The organism is Akkermansia sp. N21116, from assembly GCF_029854705.2.
Classification (GTDB): Bacteria; Verrucomicrobiota; Verrucomicrobiia; order Verrucomicrobiales; family Akkermansiaceae; genus Akkermansia.
In genome coordinates, this window is record NZ_CP139035.1 from 1738828 (window position 1) to 1758757 (window position 19930).

The following is a 19930-nucleotide window of genomic DNA, read 5'->3' on the forward strand; positions in this document are numbered from 1 at the left end:
GTCAACGGCAGGGGGGAAGATGGGGCTTTTGTGAGAGTTTGCGATAGAGTTTCAGATTCGAAATGCCAGTCTGCTTTAGGCCTTTTGGGTTGTGATAGACGGATTTGATGACAAGTTTGAGGGAGGAGATTTTGAATGGACAATCATTCAGGGAAATCCAGCGATCTATTGGTTCCTCGCTGGATTCAAACCTGACGGGGCGTTGCCAGGTCCCACCATTGACAATGACTTGCATGGTTTCGATGTTGTCGTAATTGCGATTTTGTTCGGCTGGTTTTCCATTGCCCTGATTGTTTGGACCAAGGACTCCGGGATAGAGAGAGATGGCTCCGATACGGGCGGGTTCCGGAAGGGTGATCGTGAGAGATTCTTCTCGTTCCGGAGTCATAGGTTCACTGATCCATGTTCGAGAGTTGTTTGGTTTGTAGAGGAAATTGAAGGTCTTGTTCAATTTCACAGCTTTGTTTGCCATGGAAGAGACGGTGATTTTGGATGAACCAATGTCCATGCCTTTGTACCATTTGCCCAAGCGGTTGAAGACGTAAGCGCTGTTGGTCGTTTGTTCCCAGTCGTTACTGAAACCATCCCCTTGGTAGTGAGATCCCATCTCGGGAAGAACCTGGATGATAATGTCGTCCTTCAAACCGGGCTTGAGGTTGTCGAATTGCCAGATCCAACTGTGACCGGAACGTTTGAAGCGATTGACGGGGGATTTGAAGACGACTTCGTCGGTATCGACTGAACGAGCTCTGATGGTGATGCTGCCCCGTTTGATTGGCCCGTTCCAGACGGCGGCTGTGGAGAGGCGATACACCATATTCCGAGGGACGACGGTTATATTTTCGCTGACGCTGTAATCACTCTCCTTGATGTGCTTCATTTTGGTTTCTATGACCAATTCCGCTTGTTCATGTGCTTGCAGTTCCATGGTGGAAACAATCCAGCCATACATGGATAGATTGGCTGTTTTATCTTCTTCAAGGGGGACGGATTGTAGTTGCAATTCGTTTGGCAGCTCTTTTCCGTTCAGGCTGGCTTTGTAAGCTAGGACAGGATTGTCCGAGGGGCGTTTCGATGAGTCGGAGATGGAAGAAATATATTGTACGTCCGGATTTGCTTGGGTTTCAACTGGGAAGCCGAAACGGACGGTGACGGGGGCATTCGTTGTGTTCCTGAGCTTGTATTTGACATGAATATCGGCGTAAGTGTTCCACAATTCGATGACAAGGTCTTCCTCTTCCATGGCAACCTGGCTGACTCCTTCGAGCTCGAAGGGCAGGACATTGCCTCCCCCTCCTCCTTCCGGACTGTTGTAGCCTCCCCCATTGCCCAAGGCACAGGGAACAAGCGAAAGCCCCGCCAACAGGAGGCCGAGGAAAAGTTTCTCCAACATATTAATCTACGGATTAATGTGAAATTGAGGAAAGAAGCAAGACAAAATGAAGATGATTTTGAGAATGGAAGCTCAGGACTGCGTTCCTTTGAGATTGAAATGGGAGAATAATTGTAATATGTTTTCTCCAGCATTAATTTACAGATCATGTCGCTGCGTTCCATTCTCCTGACTTCCTGTTCCGTGTTGCTGTGTGCATCCGCTTTTGCGGCTATCCCCGGTAATGCTCAGAAGGCCCCTGTGCCGGAACCGGTTCCTTTCAAGCCTCGGGCGATCGATCTGGACTTTTGTCCCGGTGGCATTGCTCTGGATGGCGACACTCTCTACATTGCCGTCGTGGGGCAGGAACCGAAAACCGGAGAGAAGGATGAGGACGGTGGCGTGGCAAAACTCAATCTTGCCGATGAAAATGCCAAACCGGAGATGATTACCGAAAAGGGGTTGTACAACAGTCCTACGGGAATTTGCGTTCAGGGTGACTACCTCTGCCTCAGTGATGTGGACAATGTGTATATCATCAATAAGAAGAATGCGGATCTTGATGGCGGGATCAGCGTTTCCCTGGATTTGCCGATGAAGCAACTCGACGGCATTACGTCGTTGGGCGATGGACGCGTGATTGTGGCAAGCCGTGACCTGAATAAGATTTACATTGGCGATATTCGTTCCAAAACTTTCGCGGAAATTGTGACGAAGGAACCGCTCCATGCTCCCAGCGGCGTTTTCTGGGACAAGGAGAACAAGATTCTCTACGTGGTGGAAGATGCCACGGAAACCGTCAACAAAAAGGAGAAACCGTCTGGCCGCATTTTGGCCGTCGATATTACTTACGGGACCGTGACGGAGATGGAAGGCATGGCAGGCAAGAAACTTCGTGGAGAATACGGAGCGGTCGCCAGTGATGGCAAGATGCTGTATTTCAGTGATAATTCCAAGGAAGGGTTCCCGGAATCCCTCCAGCGTTTGGATCTGAAGATCAGGCGTACAACGAATGTGGCTCCTCTGGCGATGAAGGGGATTTCCCATTTCCTCATCCATGGCAATCAGTTGATTGTACCGGCGATGAAGGACAAAAAAATCTACATTTTCTACATCAAGAAATAGGAAGCTTCTCTCGTTTCCTCTTGCTCTTTCCCTCTTCTCTGGGAAGGGAAAGGTGGCGTTTTTTCTTCATGACAGGCGGGAAGTGTTGCGTTTGGCATTTGCAAATGTCTGGCCCGGAATGTATCATCACGGGCATGCAACAGTCGTATTGTTCCAGCCTGTACAGGTACCAACGCCGGACTACACGCGAGGTGATGGTCGGAAATGTCGGAATCGGAGGAGGGAATCCCATTCGCATCCAGTCCATGCTGACGTCCGACACACGGGATACGGAGGCATGCGTGCGCGAAGCCTTGCAATTGGCTGATGCCGGATGTGAAATTATCCGTCTGACAGCCCAGACTAAAGTATTTGCCGCTAATCTGGAACATATCTCCCGCGAACTGAGAAGGGCCGGATGCTCGGCTCCTTTGGTGGCGGATATTCATTTCAAACCGGATGCTGCGATGGAAGCGGCTAAGTGGGTGGAGAAGATCAGGATCAATCCGGGTAATTTTATCGATAAAAAGAAGTTTGAAGTTCGCGACTACACGGACGATGAGTATGAAGCCGAGCTGGATCGTGTCCGGAAGGAGTTTACTCCGCTCGTTCAGTTTTGCAAGGAACACGGTCGTGCCATGCGTATCGGTTCCAACCATGGTTCGTTGTCCGACCGTATCCTGAACCGTTATGGCGATACTCCGGAGGGGATGGTGGAAAGCGCCTTGGAATTCGCGCGTATTGCTCGTGACCTGGACTATCATCAGTTGGTTTTTTCAATGAAATCCTCGAACGTAAAGGTGATGATAGCGGCTTATCGTTTGCTCGTCCGACGCCTGTACGAGATGGGGGACGATTGGAATTATCCGATCCACCTGGGCGTGACGGAGGCCGGTGGCGGCGAAGACGGACGGATTAAGAGTGCGGTGGGCATCGGTTCTCTGCTTCAGGACGGCATTGGGGATACCTTGCGTGTTTCCCTGACGGAGGACGCTGTGTGCGAAGTCCCTGTCGCTTTTGCTCTTGCAGCCCCGTTCCAGCCCTCCGTGAAGGCGGATTCTCCCGAACTGCCTGTCGCAGAACCTCCCGCTCCGTTCGATCCTTATGCCTACGAACGCCGCATGGCCGGGCTGGCAATGTGTTATGGTGTCCGTCTCGGGTGGGACAATCCCGTCCGGGTAGCTCTGCCCCATGAGGCCTTTGACGTGCTTTCGCGCGAACGCGATGCCTTGGGTGAGTTTATCCCGGAACTGGATCTCGACAGGCTGGAACCCGTTGCTGTCGATCCTCTGGATGATGAAGCTGTCGAACAATTGACGGAACTGCCAGAACCTACCGTGGTGACTGTGAAGGACGGTTGCCCAATGGATGTTGCCGATGCCTTCCGACTGCTGGCGGCACGGATTGAAGGGCGTCATCCGATCTTGCTGAAGGATACTCTTTCCCCGGATTCTTCACCGGGCGGAGAGTTGGCCTTGTTGCAGGCCGCCCGTGCTATCGGGAGTTTGTTGAGCGACGGCATTGGGGACGCGGTGCTTGTCCAGGGAGAAAAGGATCCCCATGCGGCTTTGTTCCTTTCCTACAATATTCTTCAGGCAAGCGGTTCCCGTCTGACGAAAGCTGACTATGTGTCCTGTCCATCCTGCGGGAGAACCTTGTACAACATTCAGGAAGCTACGGCGCGCATCAAGGCTGCAACCGGACATCTGAAGGGGGTGAAAATCGCTGTGATGGGGTGCATTGTCAATGGCCCGGGCGAGATGGCCGATGCCGACTTCGGCTATGTGGGCGGTGCCCCCGGCAAGATCAATTTGTATGTGAAGAAGGAGCCGATCCGATTTAACATTCCTCAGGAGGAAGCCGTGGACTGCCTGGTCGATTTGATCCGGGAACATGGACGCTGGGTGGATCCCGCTTCCTGAGGAGGATTTCTCTATGGGAAACACGGACATGGTTGCACCGGAACAGGATGATGCTCCTTCCTTGTTGATTAGCGGGGGAAATGGAGGGCTGGCCCGGTGTGTGCGGCAGTTTTTTGGGGATCGCGGCTGGCGTGTTGTGGCGCCTTCCCGTATGGAACTGGATGTGCGTGATTGTGTGGGAGTAGAGGAGTTTGTGGCTTCGCATGGTTCCTTCGATTGCGTGATCTGCAATGCGGGAATAACGGGAGACCAGTTGCTGATGCGCCAGTCGGAGACCCGCTGGGATGAAATCATGGATGTGAATTTGCGTGGTGCTGCCTGGTGTGCCGCAAGTGCCGCCCGTGGCATGAAACGTGTGCGGAAACCGGGCAGTATTGTCCTTGTCGGATCTTATACTGCTTTGCACCCGGGCGCCGGACAGGCTCTTTATGCTGCTTCCAAGGCTGCTTTGGTGGGCCTCATGAAATCTCTTGCCCGCGAATGGGGTGGGGACGGTATCCGCGTCAATCTGGTGCTTCCCGGTTTTATGGAGACTCCGATGACAGAGAGATTACCGGATCATGTGTTTGAGAGAGCCCGGAAAAAACATGTGCTGGGCGCTTTCAACACTCCGTCCCATGCGGCGGAGTTTCTGTATTTCCTGCACGCATCCATGCCGTTGACCTCGGGACAGGTCTTTTCCCTGGATAGCCGGATTTTGTAAAACTCCTGCCAAGTGTGCTGCATGGGTTATTTGGATAGCCTGAGCACGGGGGCTGTTTTGCCTTTCAGGGCTTCCGGAGTCAGGATAATGCCTTCCGGCGTAATATCCGGAGCAGGGGAGCCGTCCAGGAATTCGGCTTTGGAAAATCCCTTGGGCATGGGGATGACGAGGGCTTCCTTGCGTTCCTGGGAGGAGGGCTGCATGATGAACAGATAGGTGTTTTTGCCTTTGGTCGTGGCGGCAACTCCTTCGGGGAGGTCTGGAATGGAAACCGGACGCGTTTCATAGACGGCTTCACCATGAATCCTCAACCAGGATCCGACTCCTTTCATGGCCAGGGAAATGGCCATGGGGATAGTGCCGTCCGCCTGAGGGTTGACATTCAACAGGAGATTACCCCCTTTGACAGTACATTCGGCTAGCTTTAGAACGAGTTCGTCTTTGCTCTTGATATTGGTATCATGGCGGTTGTATCCCCATTTGTCGCCGATAGTCATGCACGCTTCCCAGTCGATTCCGGAATAGCCTTCCGTAGGGATACTCTTTTCTGGAGTTGTGAAATCTCCGCAGCGCAGGTCAAGCCCGTCGAGTTTGGTCAGTCCGAGGCCGGTGAACGAGTAGAGGCGGTTGTTCATGATGATGCCGGGTTGGAGCTTGCGGGCCATCTTGATGAGTTCCGGAGCGTTCCATCCCGTTTTCCCTTGCATGTCTCCCTGGGAGTAGTCCCACCAGATGACATCGACTTTGCCGTAATTGGAGAGGAGCTCTTTGACTTGGGCCTGGAGGTATTTCTTGTAAGCCTCCTGATCCCGGGGAATTTGTTTGGATTCCAGCATGGCGGCCTGCTGCTTGGGATAGCACAGGTCGGGACAGATTGTGTAGTCGTAGGAAGGGTGGTGCCAGTCGATGACGGAATGGTAAAGGCCGATACGGATGTTTTTGGCACGGAAGGCATCGGCATATTCTTTGACGAGGTCTCGTCCGCTCTTGTGGTCGAAGGCATCGAAGTCGGAGACGTCACTCTTGAAGAGGGCGAAGCCGTCGTGGTGTTTGGTCGTCATGACGGCATAGCGGCAGCCGGCCGCTTCGGCGAGTTCGGCCCATTCTTGGGCGAAATTCTCTTTGGGTTGGAAAAGAGGCAGAGCTTCCGCTGCGTAGGTGTCGGTGTCCAGTTCTGCGTTCTTCTGGATCCATTCCGATCCCATGGGCTTGCCCTTCCAGTCTCCGGCCAGTCCGGAGTAAAGTCCCCAGTGGATGAACATGCCGAACTTGGCATCGCGCCACCATTTCATGCGGGCATTGCGTTCTTCTTCGGATTCCGTATAGGCGGCGTGCTGGTCGTCGGATTTCCGAGGATCCGGGGCTGCTTGTTGTACGGCTGGTACGGGAGTTGCTTTGTCTTTTTGGACTGGCGTATCGTCAGCAATGCCCGGCAGCATCGCACAGAACAAGAGTGCCAGGAGAGCGGGGGCGGATGGATGCGGGCGGCATTTCATGGGAAAGGGGGAGGGAGATGATGGAAGGCGGTTTATATGGTATCCACGTTGGGATAGCTGCCGATGGTTTTGAGGATGGAACAGTTCTGTTCCACTTCTTTCAGCGCGCTCAGAAGGGGCTCTTCCCGGGAATGACCGACAATATCGACATGGAAGACGTATTCCCAGTTGACGACCTTGGATGGACGGGATTCGATGCGCGTCAGATCGATGTTGTAGCGGCGGAAAATGTCGAGAACCTTGACGAGCGTCCCCGGCTTGTGATTGATCTGGAAGAGAATGGATGTCCGGTCATTACCGGTGGGCTGGGTCTCCTGCTTGCCGATGATGGCGAAGCGCGTCGTGTTATTGCAGTTGTCCTGAATATCCTCCGCCAGCAGTTCGAGTCCGAAAAGTTCCGCACAAAGAGGGCTGGCAAGGGCTGCTGCTCCGTCCCCGGCATGTTCCTTGGCAATTTGGGCAGCCTTGGTGGACGAAGTGGTGGCGACAATGTCGGCTTCCGGGTAGTGGCGGTGCAGCCAGTTGCGTGTTTGCCCGAGGATCTGGGGGTGGGAATAGATGGTGGTGATCCTGTCTTTCGGCGCTGAGGAAATGAGACCGTTGCGGATGCGTAGGTGAATTTGCGAACAGATTTTGAGTGGAGATTGGACGAAAAGATCCATGACGGCTGTGACGGCACCCTCTGTGGAGTTTTCCACCGGGACGACTCCGTAATTGGCCTTGCCTCGGCTGACTGCGTCAAATATATCGGCAAAGTTCGGTTCCGGTATCAGTTCTACGCTATGACCGAATTGTTTGAGAGCCGCCTGGTGGGACCATGTACCGGGAGGCCCCAGATAGGCGACGCGGATATTGCCTTCAAGCAGGAGGCCGCAGGAGATGATTTCCCTGTAGATGGAATAAAGCGCTTCCTTGGGGAGGACGCCGTTGTTGAGTTTCTCCAGTTTCTGCATGAGCAACGCTTCTCTTTCCGGTACGGAAATCGGGGCGTTGCGGGCCTTTTTGTATTCGCCGACCTGGCGTACGAATTCGTATCTGTTTTTCAGCAGGTTGACAATTTGGGCATCAATGCCGTCGATGCTGTTGCGTAACTCGGAGAGATCCATGGAAAACTGACTGATGATGTGTGAAATTGGCAGATTGACGTCTGAGGCTGGCTCCCCGGGAGGAACTGCCGCAGAGTATAAAAAGAGCCTGTGGGTAATCAAGAGGAATCGGGCTTTGCCGGGACATGATGGCACTGATTCGTGCTCTTCCTTGGAAACGGGAAGGAAAACCTCCATGAATCGTGAAATTGGCAAGGGCTAAATTTTGAGATGAATGGGAAAATGTAGAGGATTCTTGGCGGCGCGTGGAGGATGTGGTAAGGTGAGAGCCTGATCAACCATGAGCAGGGCGTTAAAAAGGATTTTCGTGCATGGGTTCCCGTCGCTTTACGGCGGGGCGGGGACGGAGCTGCACCACCAGATGATCGTGTGGCGGAAGATGGGGATGGATGTCCACCTCATCCCGACCGGGGACGGTTTCTACCCGGAAGACCTTTATGTGGAACTGCTGCGGCTGGGGGTGGTCATCCACGCGGCGGACGACTGGACGGCTCTGGAGCCGGGCGACCCGGTGATGGGGTTCTGCAACAGCGAGTTTCTGGACGCCATCCCGGAGATCCGGAAACATACGAAGCGCACCGTCTTTGTGAACTGCATGACATGGCTCTTCGACAAGGAGAAGGAATTGATGAAGGAAGGGCTGATTGCCATGTTCCTTTACCAGAACGAGGAGGTGAGGCAGAAGAACATGCCCCTCCTGCAAGGGCTGAACGCGGACCCGTCCGTCCGGTTCATGACGTTTAAGCCGTACTTCCACAGCGACGCCTTCCCCTTTATTACGGAGAGGACGGACGAGTATTTCGGGTGCGGACGGATTTCCCGCCAGGACGCGGACAAGTTCGCCCGAAACACGCTGCAAATCTATGAATACTTCGTCTCCCCGGTGCCCAAGCGCGGCCTCTTCCTGGGATTCGACCACCGGAGCGAGGAGAAGATCGGCAAGCCCTACGACTGGATCAGGACGGCGCGGGACCAGACGGAAGTCTCCCAGCAGGAGTTTTACAAGCACTGCAAGATCGTGCTGCAACCCACGGACACGACGGAGAACTGGCCGCGCGTGGGCTTCGAGGCGATGGCCTCCGGCAGCGTGCTGATTGTCGATAACCGGGGCGGGTGGCGGCAGATGGTGGAGCACGGCAGGACCGGCTGGCTCTGCGACCATGAGAGGGACTTTATCTACTACGCCTCCCGGATGGCATACGAGCCGCACTGGCGCGACGACATGGCGGAGGCGGCGCGGGAGCGCGGCCTGGAACTCGGCGGGCTGGAAGCGTCATCCGCCAGTTGGGAGGAAGTGTTCGACGCGATGGCGAAGCTGCCCGAATAGGGACAGGAGGGCAGCGAGTCCCTACATCCGAAACCTTGGGTTCCCCTCAATGACACGAAACGAGCTTATGAACGAGAAGAAGAAAGTTTCCATCCTGGTGGGCATCTGTTCCGGCCAGGGGCTGGAGGAACGGCGCAATGCCGTGCGGGACTCCTGGCTCCGGCACCCGCAGGAGGGCGTGGAGTGCCTGTTCTTCATCGGCGGCGAAGCGGCGGAAGAGGAACGGGGCGATACCGTAGGGCTGGACGCCCCGGACACGTACAACGGGCTTCCGGCCAAGGTGCTGGCCTTCTTCCGCTACGGACTTGAGCACTACGACTTCGACTGGATTTTCAAGTGCGACGACGACACGTACCTGGACCTTTCCCGGCTGCCTGAACTGGCGGACTCCCGGTACGGCCTGATCGGGGATGCCCTGCTGGGCGAGCGGAAAGCCCCCAGCGGCGGGGCGGGCTACTTCCTCTCCCGCGCGGTGGTGGAGGAAATTGCCGCCAGGTCGGACGTGCCGCTCACGGGGGCGGAAGACCTCATCTTCGGGAAGCTGGCCCTTGAAACCGGGGCGGAGTACCTGGTGACGCCGAGGCTCTTCCTCTCCAACGTGCGCTACCCGCTGCCGGACAACGACACGGTGACGGCGCATTGGTGCATCCCCTCCGTGCTGCGCGCCATGGACGTGCTGCGTCACGGTACGCCCGCCGCCGTGTACCGCGGCATCCACCCCCACTGGGACGACTCCTTCCTCTTTTACCGGGAGGGGGTGTTCCGGAGGGCGTCCTCCCCGGACTTCGGATGGTGGAAACTCGGCGGGGAGACCCGGGACACGCTGACATTGGCCTGGAAGCGGTGGGACCCGATGGAACTGGAATGGAAGGGAGAAAACTTCCAAGGCCCCTCCGTGACCCTGGCGAGGCTGGATGGTTCCCGCTCGCTCTGGGAACTGCCGCCTCCGGACGAAGGAGCGCTGGAATGAGAAGGCAATTCCGGACGTGACAGCACTTCCAAAAAAAGATAAAAAGGCGGGATGGAAAAGAGTTCTGACGGTACGGAGCCCAAGGAGATCAAGGCCTATATCTACATGACGTATGAGAACATGCTCAAGGTATTGGCCGGAGGAGCCCTGAAGGTGCGCACCATCGACGAGTGCAACGATCCCTATGAGTTCATGCCCGCCGGACCGGAAGGGGAAAAATGGTCGAAAGAGTATGAGATGGCGTTTATCTGCTTTTCCTCCCTTTACAATTCCGGAGCGATGTGGGCGCACTACGGCGACAAGCACAAGGGGGTATGCCTGGAGTTTACCTTCCCCCTGCGCCAGCTAAACGTTGAAGACGAGTACTCCTATTATATTCTGGATATTGAACTGAAAGAAGACTCGCTTATTTCGTTTAGCTGGAGAAAGCGGGATAAAACCCATCTCTATTATTGTGTGCTGTTTAATATGAAATATAAGAAAGAGCGCCAAAAATTTGAGTATGGCATGTTCGGAACCAGCATGATGGGTGACCGCCTGATGTGTGATGTAGATAAATGTCTCTTAACAAAAGATAAGTCTTGGCACTATGAGGAAGAACTGCGGATACTCGTCTCCTTGCCAGAGAAGGATGTTAGGAAGGAGGAGGACTATTTCGTAGATTGCTTCCACAAGTATTTGACGGGGATTATCCTGGGAATCAAATGCCAGAAGGACGCGGAAAGCGTTGAAAAGATTGTCGAACTTTTCCGGAAGGACGGGGACGGACCTATCCAGGTGTACCAGGCCCAGTATTCCGAAAAGACATTTGACGTTCTCGTTCCCGGGATCGACAAGGCCCCGGGAAACCCCTAGAGCCGGGGATTGAGACAACAGCAAAAGAGCGGATGCCATGTACAAGATACTCGTCGTAAGTTTGCCCGGCTCCCCGAAGAGGGAGGCCATGAGCGCCCGGCTCCTGGAACAGGGGCTGGCCTGGGAGTGGGTGGACGGCGTGCGCCTGGAAGCCGTGGAAGAAGCCGCGCCGGAGGAGTACAGCAACCTGGAGGCCTACCGCATTCCGCGACTGAAGACGGACCCGGACTACATCCGCCGCGCGGTGGGCTGCAAGCGGGCCATGCGGAATGCGCTGGCGTGGGCCGCATGCTGCGAGGAGGAATGGGTGGTCATCCTCCAGGACGACGCGCGGGTGATGCCGGAGTTTGACGTGAAGCTGCGGGATCTCCTCAGCAAGGCGCCAGCCACCGCTGGAGCCGCGATGCTGCATTACGAGGGGAGCGCCGTCCTTGATTGCGGGGAATGGAAGGAAGTCACGGGAGATTTGCGCAGCATGGCCGCCTTTGCCGTGCGCCCGGCGTACGCGGAGGCGATGGAAAATTTCCTCTCCTCCTGGGGAGGCGAGGACGACCGCATCTGGGCTCCCCTTGCCCGGCGAGGCGACCTGATCCTGGCCGCCAAGCCGATGCTCGTCCGGACCAACCACAAGGGAAGCGACATAACCAGCGGCATTCCGGAATTGACCGGGTATTGGAAATAGGTTTCTCAGGAAGAAGCTTTTATGTGGAAGAGACGTTCCAAGGTTTCTTTAGCTCTTTCATGTCCCTGATCCGCCGCTTTTTGAAGCCATTTTTTTGCTTCCGGCATGTTTTGATAAATTTTATCCGGATCATAATATTCTACATCCCCAGCATAACATGATCCCAATGCATATTGCGCTTCACTGTCACCAGCTTCCGCTGCTTTTTTCCATAATTCCAGTGCCTTGTTGACATCTTTTTTCAAGCCTCCCAACCCCATAGCATAAAAGATTCCCATGTTACGTTGGGCGGCTGGAGCGCCTTGGTCAGATGCTTTTTGAGACCAATAGGCAGATTTCTCTAAGTTTTTGGTAACGCCCTTTCCCGTCAAATAACAAACGCCAAGAAGACATTGTGCTTCTCTATCTCCCTGATTGGCTGCTTTCTCAGCCCAAAAGAACGCTTTTTCCTCATCCTTGGGTATGCCATATAATCCCTCATAATAGGTGGCTGCCAAGTTATATTGCGCCATTACATCTCCTCGATTGGCCGCTTTTGTGACCCATTCAATAGCTTGAGGAATATTTTGTTCTACACCTTTCCCTTGCAGGTAACAACCAGCAACAATAGATGCTCCCCCGGCGTTTTCCTGTTCGGCAGCTTTCATGGCCCAAGTAAACGCTTTTTCGTAATCCTGCGTAACTCCAATACCTTTTCCGTAACAGAGACTCACTTTGACCTGCGCATCCGCATCGCCTCCTTGGGCAGCCTGTAAGAGCTTCTCAAAACTGCCATATGTCCCAAACGGCGATTCCTGCGGAATTGCTGCTTTTCCAGGAGTTTCCTGTTGCTGGGCCCATACGGCAGGCATTTGAAGACACAGCCCCGTGACGAGTAGAAGGAGAGGCACCCGGGCAGGAAAACGCCAGAGGGTGCCTCTTGAAAACCTGTCCTTAGCTATCGCCAAAGACAGGTCCGATGTTGTTTTTAATGTCATTTGTTTCATTATTTTATACGGGTTAAAAATTCAATTTCCATCCGATTTGAGCAGAAACAGATGCTCCGGTAGGTCCCAGCGAAATCGAACCCTGTCCGTATAGAGCCGAATGTGCACCTGTAGGAATAGCCCCTTCTACTCCAATTGTGCCGGAGCCGCTGAATTTGTTGCCTGGATTGGAAACAGTGCCGTCCGAAAACGAGACGGGGTCCTTACCTTCCTGGGTTGGATATGATGTACTGACTGTGAAAGATCCGCCCTTTCCGGCTACAAGCTCAGGCGTTGTGCCCGTGAAGGAGGCTGTCAACATACCCGTAAGGGAGGCGAGGACGACCGCATCTGGGCTCCCCTTGTCCGGCGAGGCGACTTGATCCTGGCCGCCAAGCCGATGCTCGTTCGGGCCAACCACAAGGGAAGCGACATAACCAGCGGCATTCCGGAATTGACCGGGTATTGGAAATAGGTTTCTCAGGAAGAAGCTTTTGCTTCCGTTAGTTGTTTGAGTGCTTCCCGGGCTCTCTCATGCCCCTGTTCCGCCGACTTTTGAAGCCATTCCCGTGCTTTAGGAATGTTTTGAGACACAGTACCGAGATAACTTGTCATACCTGCGTAATGTATCCCTATTATGTATTGAGCTTCCGCATCACCTCCTTCCGCCGACTTTTTCAGAAATTCTATACCCCGTTTCAGATCTTTTTTGATGCCACCGATTCCATAAGCATAAATAAAACCTAATTCCCGTTGAGAAAAAGAATTCCCTTGTTCCGCCGCTTTTCCCATCCAGTGCATCATTTTTTCAAATTTACGCTGCGTTTCCTTATCGGGGAAAGGACTGCTCAAGGCATCTAATTCTTCTTTTCCGGCTTCTTGTTGAGCCCAATAATATTTAGATGCTTGTGTAAAAACAGAAGATACATCCTTATCATCATTTATGTAGAGCAATCCCAAACTGGCTTGAGCATTTGGTTCTCCTTGTTCCGCCGCTTTCTCAAACCAATAGAACGCTTTTTCCAGATTCTTCGGAACGCCTAATCCATTACAATAAGAAATCCCAAGATTATATTGCGCTTCTTTGTCTCCCTGATTAGCTGCTTTCTCAGTCCAAAAGAACGCTTTCTTCTCATCTTTGGGTATGTCAAACAATCCCTTCAAATAAATAGCCCCCAAGTTGTACTGGGCTATTGCAATTCCCTGATTAGCCGCTTTTGTAAACCATTCCATAGCTTGAGGAATATTTTGTTCTACACCTTTTCCTTGCATGTAGCAATCCGCAACAAGATATGCTCCCAAAGCATTTCCCTGTTCCGCCGACTTCATTACCCAGGTAAACGCTTTTTCATAATCCTGTGTAACTCCAATACCTTTTCCGTAACAGAGGCCCACTTTGACCTGCGCATCCGCATCGCCTCCTTGAGCCGCCTGCAAGAGCTTCTCAAAACTGCCATACGTCCCAAACGGCGATTCCTGCGGAATTGCTGCTTTTCCAGGAGTTTCCTGTTGCTGGGCCCATACGGAAGGCATTTGGAGGAACAGCCCCGTGACGAGCAGGAGGAGAGGCACCCGGGCAGGAAAACGCCAGAGAGCGCCTCTTGACGACCTGTCTTTGACTGCGGGCAAAGACAGGCCTGATGTAGTTTTTAATGTCATTTGTTTCATTGTTTTTATACGAGTTAAAAAGTACCTCTAAATCCTAGAGCAGCTTCTACTCCTATCTGCTTTGATTGAGTATTCACTGTTGCACCAGCGTTTGCATATATAGCCGAATGCTGAGTTACAGGGATAGATACTTCCCCCCCAATTTTTGCAGAACCTCCGAATTTGTTTCCTGGATTGGAAACAGTGCCGCCCGAAAACGAGACGGGGTCCTTACCTTCCGGGAAGGGATATGACGTACTGACTGTGAGCGACCCGCCCTTTCCGGCTGCAAGCTCAGGCGTTGTGACCGTGAAAGAGGCTGTCAACATACCCGTAAGGGAGTCGGGGATGGCATTGCTATCCGGTTGAAAGAACGAGTGATCCAAAAGTTCCGACAAGGTGAACGCATCACTGATCTGTAACTTGTCCATCGGGAAAAGCCCGTACACACCTGAACCCAGCCATTCATTGCCATGGCACAATTTAATGCACCACTTTTTGAGCTGTTCGCCAGTAAGGCCGCCAATCATTCCCGCCATCCCGCTTTTCGGGTCGCACGGCTGCTGGGCCGCGAGCCCCAGAACGTCGATAGCCTGGGTGTTACGGGCGAAGACATACAGGTTCAAACCGGCCACTTCCCCGAGGGGGTCGCGGCTCAACCATCTGCCGTCGAGCGGCGAGTAGTAGCGGAAGTTATAATAGACCAAGCCCAGCTCCGCATCATAGAACTCACTGCTCCACTGGAAGGGATTCTCCAGCGTGCCCGTCGCGGTGACGGCCCCGTAGGGGGAGTAGTCATACCCGGCTACCAGCCGGGACGAGGAATCAAGAACGGCGCGGATGTTTTTATTGCGGTCCCAGGCGTACGTATACAACGCGCCGCCCTTGAGCAAGCCGAGGGGACGGGACGCCATACCTCTGGACAAATCCCACAGGACGCCGTGGCGCAGGGACGCGCCGTTGCGCGCGTCTATACAGGCCACCTGGAGATAGCCAAGGTAGAGGTAGTGGTCCAGCACCGTGACGGAGCCATTCTTCGTCACCTTCTTCATGCAGCGGCGCCCCCGGTAGTCATAGGCGCATTCCACCACGATACCCGAGGCCGTATTGGTGAAACGGATGGGGCGTTTCTCCGCATTGTATTCCACCGACCAGATGCCGGTGGAGGTCTTCACCAGCGTCTGGCAGCCATCCAGGTTACAGGCCGGGACGAAGGGGGCCGCCGTGCCCTCCTGAATCCGCGTGTACTGGTTCAGGGCGTTGGACTGGTACGTGAAGGCAGTGGAAGCTTCCCGGGCCGCCGTCCTGTTGCCGATGTTGTCATAGGCGTAGGCATAGGAGTTTCCGTGCCAGGTGACGGTTTCCATCTCATTGCGGGCATTGTAGGCAAAGGAACCCTGGATGGGCGAATCTCCCGAACGCTGCCAGGAGTCGCTGGCAACGCGCCGCATGATGTCATACGACTGGGAAGCGAGCAACAGGGGAGCCCCGGTAGAATTCTGGAAGAGGTAGCCCGTTTCCAGGTCGCGGTGTTCGTCATACGTGATCTGCTGGGTGACGCCCTGGGGCATCGTGAGGGTCTGGAGCAGATTGGTGCCCTCCATGTAGCCGAAGGAGAACTGTTTGGAAACACCTTGGACAGCAATGGCGCCCGAGGCATACCTGCCCACGGCGTCATAAGAGAACGAGGTGTCCAGGATGGAGGAAGCCCCCTGTTTCAGCAGAAGGCCCTCCAGGCGGCCCAAGCCGTCCATTTTGTTCTGCAAGACATGGGAGACGCCGCCTATGGAAAGAACCTCCGTCTCCGGAAGGCCATGGGCATCGTAAGTGAACGTCCTGGTCCCCGCCGCGTCCTGCACGGACGTGAGCCAGCCGAGCCGGTTGTAGCCGTAATGGATGGCGGGGGTCACACCATCATCGCAGGAGACATCAATGAGTTCCCCGGTGGCCGCGTCGTAGCTCCGCGAAAGCGTGCGCCCGGCGGAATCCGTACTGGAGGCCAGGCGGTTCATCTCCCCGTACTGGAGAGAGACGGTGTGACCGTCGGCATAGGTTGTCTTCGTAAGAAGGCGCGCCTGCCAGGCGTATTCCCAAATGGTCACATCCCCGTCCGTACGGGTGCGGGGGTCCTGGGAAATGACCGTGCCGGGAACCCGGAACGTCTTCATTATCGCCAGGTTGCCGTCCTCGTCGTAGCTGAAGCAGACGGGAGGGATACCATCTCCGAAGGCGGCGACGACGCGGGCGTTCTCATCATAGATGTACTTGGCCGAGCGTTGCAGGGCATTGGTGTGTTCCGAAAGCCTCCCGGTGGCCGGGTCATAGGAGTAGGATTCCGTGGCTCCCGCCGCATCCGTCTTCAGGACGGGGCGCTCCATCAGGTCGTACTTCACGGAGGAGACGTTCCCGCGGGCGTCCGTCACGGTGACGGTGTAGCCAGTGGAGGTGTAGCTCCTGGATTGGGTGGTGGAGACACCCGCCTGATCCGTGGAGGAGACGACAAAGTCGTCCGTCAGGCACGTTTCAGCCGTGATATTAGAGGCGGGAAGAGAAACCTTCCGGACGCGGACCGTGGGGGCGCCGTATTCCGTCCACTCGGTTGTCACGTTGCCTAAAACGTCCGTGGAGACCACCTTGCTTTCCAGTGTGGAACTCAATTGAGAGACCAGTTCCGCCCGGGAGCGGACGAGGGGAAGGCCCGCCTCATTGTAGGAGGTTTCCGTCATCACCCGGTAAACGCCATCCTCCCGCTCCTCGTAAAGGTTGGCGTAGTCAATCACGCGCGAGTTCTGCGGGGTGGGAGACGGAGCCATGGGAAGCACCTGGCGGCTCCGGTTGCCCATGGCGTCATACTGGTACTGCGTCAGAACCCCGCGATCCGTGAAGGAGACGAGCTGGCCTTTCCCGTTGTAGAGGTTCGAGAGGACGAGCTGGTCGGAGAGCATCGTGTTAACAGGGGATTCGCAGGTATTGAGGAGCTTGCCGTCTCCGTCAAGTTCATCATAACCCAGAACCCTGCCGTCCTCCAATTTACGCGTCACCTTCACCCCGTGGGAGGAAGGTTCGTAGTGATAAACGATGGTGCGCCTGCCGACGGCGGCGTAGCTGTGCGTGGAGCCGTCTTTGTTCTTGATGAGGGTGGCCTGCGCCCCGGAGGGGTAGACGACCGTCTCCTTCAAGCCGTATTGCGCGTAGAGCCACGTCGTCACGCGGCCCGCGTAGTCCGTTTCACTCGTGACCCGGCCCAGAATGTCGTACGTCCTGGAGTGGGTGCGCTGCATGGAGCCGACATCCTCCCGCAAGTGGAGGATATTCCCGGAGGAATCGCGCGTATAGGAAATGATAGACTCCGGCTTGGTGTCCGTGGCGGAGCGGATGATTTCCACAAGCTGGCGGGAGGTATTGTAGGCGTAGGAGAGCATCACCCCGTCCTCGTCCACCTGGCGGAGGGGGCCGCAGCAGCCCCATTCCGCCGTGCTGACGCGGCCATTGCCCCTCGTCGTTTTGATGAGGCGCTTCAGGGCGTCGTACTGGTAGTCCTCGGATGAAATGAGGCTCCAGCCCTGGCCGGTATGGACGTATTTTTCCTCACGGGCGACGGTTTCATCTTCCGCCAGGTAGCGGATGGTTTTTTCACTTTGGCCGGGGACGACGGCATCGTTGACGCGGGTTTCTTCCGTGACCTTCCATTTGGCCCCATGCAGGGAGGTGTCTTCATACGACGTGCATTTCTGGACGCCGGAGGCATCCTGCTCCATCTTGACACGCCCGCGGGAGTATTCATTGGCGGCGCTTTCTCCCCAGGTCTCCGTGATGGTGGTGACGGGGCTGGTCTCCCCGGTGATCCAGGTGGTGACGACTTTTCTCTGTACGGTCGTGGAGTCGTCGTAAGTGAAGATGCTGCGCTTGAGTTCCTGTTCCTCTCCCGTTACCAGGTTCATCAGGGTGACTTGTTCCATGGAGGGGCGGAAGTCATTGAAGCGCTGGTCGGCGTAGACGGTATGCACGACCTTTTCATAATCCCCGTCCGTCCAGGGGGAAGCCTCCATGATGACGCGCCCCTGAATGTCGTATTCGTAGCGGGTGTAGCCGCCGCCCGGCAGGGCCTTGACGGAGACGCGGAATTGGTCGTTATAGGTATAGGAGGTGGTGCGTGCCAGCATGGTGCCGTAGCCTTCCGTACGGCTCAGGATAAGCCATCCGCCGTCCGTGTACTTCTTTACGACGCGTTCACAGAGGGAGGGGGCCGCAGCCCCGAATTTTTGGACGGTCTTGATCTCCTCCCACTTTTCGCCGGGAAGCATGTTGCGTTCATAGGTGGTGACGACGCGTTCGTCACCCGAGCCTTCGGTGATGATGGTCTTGTTCCCCTCCACGCGGCGCTCCCTGGTAAAGACCTGGAGGCCCGCTTCCTGGCTTGTAATGATCATCGCCCCTTTGACGGGGTTCCACTCGTAGGAATAAATCTTGACGGGATTTCCCTGCGGGACGGCTTCTCCGCGAGCATTCCTGGAAACCTGGGAGACTCCGTATTGGGAGATGGTGAGGTTGTTGGAGGAACGGCTGAAACTCAGCATGCCGTCCCTGGAACTGGTGATGCTGTTGATGTCCCCCTGGCTGTTTTTGGAAACCTGAACCTGGGAATCGTAGGACTGTTTCGAGATAACGGCTCCGGTCTTGGTGGTCATGGAATGGACGCTGCCAGTGGAGAGGTTCAACGTCTGGGAAGAGCCGTCCGGCTGGACAACTTTAGCGAATGAGGCGTTGCCGGTGGTGCATGGCGTCATGTCCTCATTCAGGTACTGGGCCAGGGAGAAGTCCTTCCGCGAAGCCCCGGAACGGTCTGCCGTCGCCGACCCGTCGCTGCCCCTAAAGGACATCACGCCCCCGGAGGTCAGGCTGATGCTGAGCGAGTTGGAGGAAGGATCGTAGCTGGACTTCATTCCCATGGGGGAATCGTAGCTCGAATCAATGGAAAAGAGGTCTCCAGCCCTGGAGGCCGCATTGCGCATGCGGGAAGCAGGAGCGGGATTACCGGTGATATTGACAGCGCCGTCACACATGCCGCCGTCCGGCGTGCCGCCAAAGCCGATGCGCCCGGCGTAGTCTCCGTCCCCGTTGTTGCAAATATCATCGCAGGGATCAGAACAGGATTGGCAGGGATCACTTTCCTTGGTCGGCGGAACGCTGCTGGAGCTGGAGGACTCGGAGGACGAACTGGAAGAAGGCTCCGAAGAGGAGCTGCTGGAGGAAGAGGAGGAACTGCTGCTCGAAGAAGATGAAGAAGAACTGCTGCTTGACGAAGAAGACGGCACGCTGGAACTCGACGAAGATGATGGTACGCTACTGCTCGATGAGGAGGATGGTACGCTGGAACTTGACGAAGAGGAGGGCACACTGCTGCTCGATGAGGACGTGGGAGGGCTTGACGAAGATGAGGGAGAACTGGAACTAGCCGACGAGGACGGAGAACTTGAGCTTGCCGACGAGAAGGGGGCGCTGGAGCTTGCCGAAGACGAGGGGAGAGCAGAGGAACTGGAAACCGGAGCAGCGCTGCTGGAGAGCGAGGGGGCCGCCCCGGGCAGACGGGAGGCGGGGGTGGCGTTTTCCGGATTGGAGGCCGGAGAGGCGGAATCTGAGACAGGCGTATTCATGACAGGACGCAAAATGAATGGTTTGAGCACACACAGGACAGAAAAGCAGGAATAAAAACCTTCCTGTCACTCTACACAATCAATCTTCAAATCTCTTGCGTCAAGATTGAAAGTGATTTATTTGCAG

15 protein-coding genes are annotated in these 19930 nt (G+C 55.3%); 8 read left to right on the plus strand and 7 right to left on the minus strand.

The features are described from left to right. Position 1: 1 nt before the first annotated feature. Positions 2–1393 carry a DUF4424 family protein gene (locus QET93_RS06700; RefSeq protein WP_280132932.1) on the minus strand — a complete coding sequence of 464 codons (1392 nt, stop codon included), beginning with the start codon at positions 1391–1393 and terminating at the stop codon, positions 2–4. Between the two features lie 147 nt (positions 1394–1540). Between QET93_RS06700 and QET93_RS06705 the strand changes: the two genes are divergently transcribed. The 3 genes from QET93_RS06705 (at position 1541) to QET93_RS06715 (ending at position 5101) form a co-directional block, all read left to right on the plus strand. Then, positions 1541–2497 (plus strand): hypothetical protein, encoded by a 957-nt coding sequence (locus tag QET93_RS06705; protein WP_280132931.1) that lies wholly within the window; start codon positions 1541–1543, stop codon positions 2495–2497. 134 nt (positions 2498–2631) lie between these two features. Continuing rightward, the gene (gene ispG, locus QET93_RS06710; RefSeq protein ID WP_280126447.1) at positions 2632–4398 is read left to right on the plus strand and encodes a (E)-4-hydroxy-3-methylbut-2-enyl-diphosphate synthase; all 1767 of its coding nucleotides are present in this window, start codon (positions 2632–2634) and stop codon (positions 4396–4398) included. 13 nt (positions 4399–4411) lie between these two features. After that, positions 4412–5101, plus strand: a complete 690-nt coding sequence (locus tag QET93_RS06715) for an SDR family oxidoreductase (protein WP_280132930.1) — start codon at positions 4412–4414, stop codon at positions 5099–5101. Positions 5102–5127: 26 nt separating this feature from the next. Here QET93_RS06715 and QET93_RS06720 read toward each other — a convergent pair whose 3' ends face one another. Then, positions 5128–6597: an alpha-L-fucosidase gene (locus QET93_RS06720; protein ID WP_280132929.1), complete on the minus strand. Its 1470-nt coding sequence runs from the start codon at positions 6595–6597 to the stop codon at positions 5128–5130. A gap of 32 nt (positions 6598–6629) precedes the next feature. Next, a complete protein-coding gene (gene pheA / locus QET93_RS06725; protein ID WP_322190163.1) occupies positions 6630–7703 on the minus strand; it encodes a prephenate dehydratase in 1074 nt (357 codons plus the stop codon). Positions 7704–7983: 280 nt separating this feature from the next. On the opposite strand from pheA, the gene QET93_RS06730 reads away from it, so the two are divergent. The 4 genes from QET93_RS06730 to QET93_RS06745 all read left to right on the plus strand — a co-directional run bounded on the left by QET93_RS06730 (position 7984) and on the right by QET93_RS06745 (position 11537). After that, positions 7984–9030 carry a glycosyltransferase gene (locus QET93_RS06730; RefSeq protein WP_280132928.1) on the plus strand — a complete coding sequence of 349 codons (1047 nt, stop codon included), beginning with the start codon at positions 7984–7986 and terminating at the stop codon, positions 9028–9030. Between the two features lie 67 nt (positions 9031–9097). Then, a complete protein-coding gene (locus tag QET93_RS06735) occupies positions 9098–10000 on the plus strand; it encodes a hypothetical protein (RefSeq protein WP_322190164.1) in 903 nt (300 codons plus the stop codon). 51 nt (positions 10001–10051) lie between these two features. Further along, positions 10052–10855 (plus strand): DUF2971 domain-containing protein, encoded by an 804-nt coding sequence (locus QET93_RS06740; RefSeq protein WP_280132925.1) that lies wholly within the window; start codon positions 10052–10054, stop codon positions 10853–10855. An 88-nt stretch (positions 10856–10943) separates the two neighbouring features. Beyond that, positions 10944–11537, plus strand: a complete 594-nt coding sequence (locus QET93_RS06745; protein ID WP_280132924.1) for a hypothetical protein — start codon at positions 10944–10946, stop codon at positions 11535–11537. A gap of 5 nt (positions 11538–11542) precedes the next feature. Here the strand turns inward: QET93_RS06745 and QET93_RS06750 are convergent, their stop codons facing one another. The 4 genes from QET93_RS06750 to QET93_RS06765 are packed head-to-tail and all read right to left on the minus strand — an operon-like array spanning position 11543 to position 19212. Next, positions 11543–12523, minus strand: a complete 981-nt coding sequence (locus QET93_RS06750; protein ID WP_280132923.1) for a tetratricopeptide repeat protein — start codon at positions 12521–12523, stop codon at positions 11543–11545. A gap of 13 nt (positions 12524–12536) precedes the next feature. After that, complete coding sequence (locus tag QET93_RS06755; RefSeq protein ID WP_280132922.1) at positions 12537–12923, minus strand: hypothetical protein; 387 nt, start codon at positions 12921–12923, stop codon at positions 12537–12539. A gap of 59 nt (positions 12924–12982) precedes the next feature. Next, the gene (locus tag QET93_RS06760) at positions 12983–14170 is read right to left on the minus strand and encodes a tetratricopeptide repeat protein (protein ID WP_280132921.1); all 1188 of its coding nucleotides are present in this window, start codon (positions 14168–14170) and stop codon (positions 12983–12985) included. Positions 14171–14184: 14 nt separating this feature from the next. Next, positions 14185–19212 (minus strand): RHS repeat-associated core domain-containing protein, encoded by a 5028-nt coding sequence (locus QET93_RS06765; RefSeq protein ID WP_280132920.1) that lies wholly within the window; start codon positions 19210–19212, stop codon positions 14185–14187. 109 nt (positions 19213–19321) lie between these two features. Here QET93_RS06765 and QET93_RS06770 point away from each other — a divergent pair, with 109 nt between their 5' ends. After that, complete coding sequence (locus tag QET93_RS06770; protein WP_280132919.1) at positions 19322–19858, plus strand: hypothetical protein; 537 nt, start codon at positions 19322–19324, stop codon at positions 19856–19858. Positions 19859–19930: the final 72 nt, after the last annotated feature.

Coding starts and splice junctions, on each gene's coding strand:
- QET93_RS06700 (WP_280132932.1), bottom strand. CDS start 1,393: ATGTTGGAGAAACTTTTCCTCGGCCTCCTGTTGGCGGGGCTTTCGCTT.
- QET93_RS06705 (WP_280132931.1), top strand. CDS start 1,541: ATGTCGCTGCGTTCCATTCTCCTGACTTCCTGTTCCGTGTTGCTGTGT.
- ispG (WP_280126447.1), top strand. CDS start 2,632: ATGCAACAGTCGTATTGTTCCAGCCTGTACAGGTACCAACGCCGGACT.
- QET93_RS06715 (WP_280132930.1), top strand. CDS start 4,412: ATGGGAAACACGGACATGGTTGCACCGGAACAGGATGATGCTCCTTCC.
- QET93_RS06720 (WP_280132929.1), bottom strand. CDS start 6,597: ATGAAATGCCGCCCGCATCCATCCGCCCCCGCTCTCCTGGCACTCTTG.
- pheA (WP_322190163.1), bottom strand. CDS start 7,703: ATGGATCTCTCCGAGTTACGCAACAGCATCGACGGCATTGATGCCCAA.
- QET93_RS06730 (WP_280132928.1), top strand. CDS start 7,984: ATGAGCAGGGCGTTAAAAAGGATTTTCGTGCATGGGTTCCCGTCGCTT.
- QET93_RS06735 (WP_322190164.1), top strand. CDS start 9,098: ATGAACGAGAAGAAGAAAGTTTCCATCCTGGTGGGCATCTGTTCCGGC.
- QET93_RS06740 (WP_280132925.1), top strand. CDS start 10,052: ATGGAAAAGAGTTCTGACGGTACGGAGCCCAAGGAGATCAAGGCCTAT.
- QET93_RS06745 (WP_280132924.1), top strand. CDS start 10,944: ATGAGCGCCCGGCTCCTGGAACAGGGGCTGGCCTGGGAGTGGGTGGAC.
- QET93_RS06750 (WP_280132923.1), bottom strand. CDS start 12,523: ATGAAACAAATGACATTAAAAACAACATCGGACCTGTCTTTGGCGATA.
- QET93_RS06760 (WP_280132921.1), bottom strand. CDS start 14,170: ATGAAACAAATGACATTAAAAACTACATCAGGCCTGTCTTTGCCCGCA.
- QET93_RS06765 (WP_280132920.1), bottom strand. CDS start 19,212: ATGTGTGACGGCGCTGTCAATATCACCGGTAATCCCGCTCCTGCTTCC.